Origin of the sequence: Synechococcus sp. R55.7 (genome assembly GCF_047461955.1) — a bacterium.
Classification (GTDB): Bacteria; Cyanobacteriota; Cyanobacteriia; order Thermostichales; family Thermostichaceae; genus Thermostichus.
In genome coordinates this window covers 1-2422 of the sequence record NZ_JANSIC010000296.1, presented here as the reverse complement: position 1 = coordinate 2422, position 2422 = coordinate 1, and the positions used below count along the sequence as shown (strand labels likewise).

Annotated in this window: 3 protein-coding genes; 1 reads left to right on the top strand and 2 read right to left on the bottom strand. The window is 60.9% G+C overall.

The window, feature by feature from the left end; all coding sequences use genetic code 11:
• Window positions 1–47: 47 nt before the first annotated feature.
• Entirely contained in the window at window positions 48–341 is a 294-nt protein-coding gene (locus NW820_RS11880) for a TIGR02450 family Trp-rich protein (RefSeq protein ID WP_414329949.1), read from the bottom strand.
• Window positions 342–579: 238 nt separating this feature from the next.
• Here NW820_RS11880 and NW820_RS11875 point away from each other — a divergent pair, with 238 nt between their 5' ends.
• A complete protein-coding gene (locus tag NW820_RS11875) occupies window positions 580–930 on the top strand; it encodes a hypothetical protein (RefSeq protein WP_414329946.1) in 351 nt (116 codons plus the stop codon).
• Between the two features lie 86 nt (window positions 931–1016).
• Here NW820_RS11875 and NW820_RS11870 read toward each other — a convergent pair whose 3' ends face one another.
• Window positions 1017–2327, bottom strand: a complete 1311-nt coding sequence (locus NW820_RS11870) for a UbiH/UbiF/VisC/COQ6 family ubiquinone biosynthesis hydroxylase (RefSeq protein WP_414407591.1) — start codon at window positions 2325–2327, stop codon at window positions 1017–1019.
• Window positions 2328–2422 lie beyond the last annotated feature (95 nt).

Genomic DNA, 2422 nt, shown 5'->3' with positions numbered 1-2422 from the left:
CTAGAGAGATGATCCTAATCGATCCCTGAGCCCCAGCTTGAGAGAAACTATCCCCCAGCCCTGTCCAGAAGGGGATCCTGCCGCCCACAGGGGATCCCGTCTTCGAGAGGCGTCCAGCCCGGCTGCCAAAGATCCCGGTTCTTCAGGGTGGCCGCGTTGACCCAGAGGCGCACCTGGGGATCGCAGACGGCTCTGAGCTCGGCAAACACCAGCCCTCCTTCCCCTTGTTGGCGAGCGGTGACCTGAAAATGTCGCCAACCCAGAACAGGCTGAACGGAAGTCCATTTGGAGCCGAGGAGGTGCGGGAAAGGCTGTTTCCGACGGGGTTTGTTGCGAGCCACGGGACGGAGGGTGCGAGCGGGTAAGGGATGAAAGGGACCCAGCTTTCCGGCCATCCCTGAGGACGGCAGCGGGGATCGAGGGGAGCGGCAAAGCCAGCCGAGATCCTGAGTTTCCCTCAGATCCGCCTGTGATCGGTATGTGTGATCGGTATGATCGAGGGGATCCCTTTCCACTCCAGCCTATCCAACCATGGAGCAGCACCGGCAACGGCTTCAGTTCTCTTTCTGGCAGGCAGTCTTGAAGGGGGGCCTTCTGTTTCTGATCCTGGCTGGCCTAATCTTGGGAACAGGCCTGCCCTTGGGAGCGGCAACCGGCCCCACTTTGTCCGGCAAACTTACGGGGCCAGAGTGGCGACAAGCAGACCCGGAGGCCAAGCAGGACTTTTGTCGCAAAGCCTTTCAAGCGTTTCGCGCCTCTCCTTCCCAAAGCTATATCATCAGCTCCAATGTGCAGGCTTTGACCCCAGAAGGTTTGTGTCGGCGCTTGGATCAGTTTTATCAGTATGCCGTCAACGACGAGATCCCCATCAACCAGGCGGCCAATATTGCCCCATTGCTGTTTTCAGACTTACCCCTGGAGCAGCCTTGATCCCATGTGGATCGCTTGTCCTGCCGAGGACATAATGACTTTCTCTTAGTGAGGATCCCAGCCTGGCTGTGACAGGTTGGCCGGATTCAGACAGGTGTGGGCAAGGGTTCCGGGGGTGCAGGGAAAGGGAGCTGCTGCAGTTGGGGTTGGTGGGGGCGGATCCCCATTGCTTGGCGCATCAAAGCAGGCTTGAGCAGCGGCAAAACCTCCAGTCCCCACAGGCCCAGGCGACGCAAGACCAGCAACGGCCAGCTTCGGTTGGAAAAGAGGCGATTGGCAGCATCGGTTGCAAAAAGAACCAGCGCGTTTTCTGGGCGGCGACAGCGCTCGTAGGCTTTTAACAAAGCCGGATCGCCGGGATCCCGGCCCGCCATTTTGGCTTCGATCAACAGGGCAGCCAAGGCCGCCACATCCCGCATGCCCAGATTCGCTCCCTGCCCCCCCAGCGGATGGGTGGTATGGGCAGCATCCCCCACCAAAGCCAGCCGGGATCCGATGTAGGTTTGGGCATGGGCCCGCTGTGGCTCATAACAGGCTCTGGGAGAGGCGGCCAGCAAGGCTCCCAACTGGGATCCAAACCAAGGCCGGATGGCCTGCAGAAACTCAGCCTCAGATAAGCCCATCAGCCAATCTCGATCCGCTTGGCGAACTGTCCAGACGACGCAACTGCGATGGGGATCGGAGGTGGGCAAAATGGCGAAGGGACCGCTGACCTGAAAGCGCTCGTAGGCCACCTGCCGGTGAGGATGCTCATGGGTGAGGGTGGAAACGATGCACACCTGCCCATAGCCCCAGCGGGATAACGGGATCCCAGCCTGTTCCCGCAGCCGCGAACGGGCCCCATCTGCAATCACCAGCAGAGCAGCCCGCAGGGTTTGCCGGGATCCCTCCTGGGCCAGCTCTACCCGAATGTGATCTGCTGCAGGGGAGAAACTTTGCACCTGAGCAGGGCTGAAAAGGGTTACCGAAGGGCACTCGCGAATGCGCTGCAACAGGGCCTTTTGGGTGATTTGATTTTCCACGACGTAGCCCAGGGCCGGCGCTTGGAGCATCTCACGGCGCAGCTGAGCCACCCAGGGGCTTTCCCCATCAGAGACCTGAATGCGGTGAATGGGAGAAACTCCCCAGGCCTCCATGAGGGGCCACACCCCAATTCGCTGCAGAATGCGGGCTGTCCCCAGAGCCAAAGCGCTGGCTCGGCCATCCGCCCCCACCCCCTGCGAGAGATCCCGCCCCTCGATCAGCCCGACGCGGATCCCGGCCTGGCCCAAAGCGGCTGCTAAGGTGGATCCCACCATCCCAGCTCCGGCAATCACCACCTCGAAGTCCAGTCGCCTTGGCTTGGCTGCTGTCGGAGCAATGGCTAGGGGAGCAGCGGAAGTGGGCAAAAGGCTCATGGACACTCACGGCAAGTGGGCTCAACCTCCATTCTAAGGTTCCTGCACCTGGCAGGCCGCCGAGGATCAAGCAGTAAATTGGGTCAAAGTGCTAC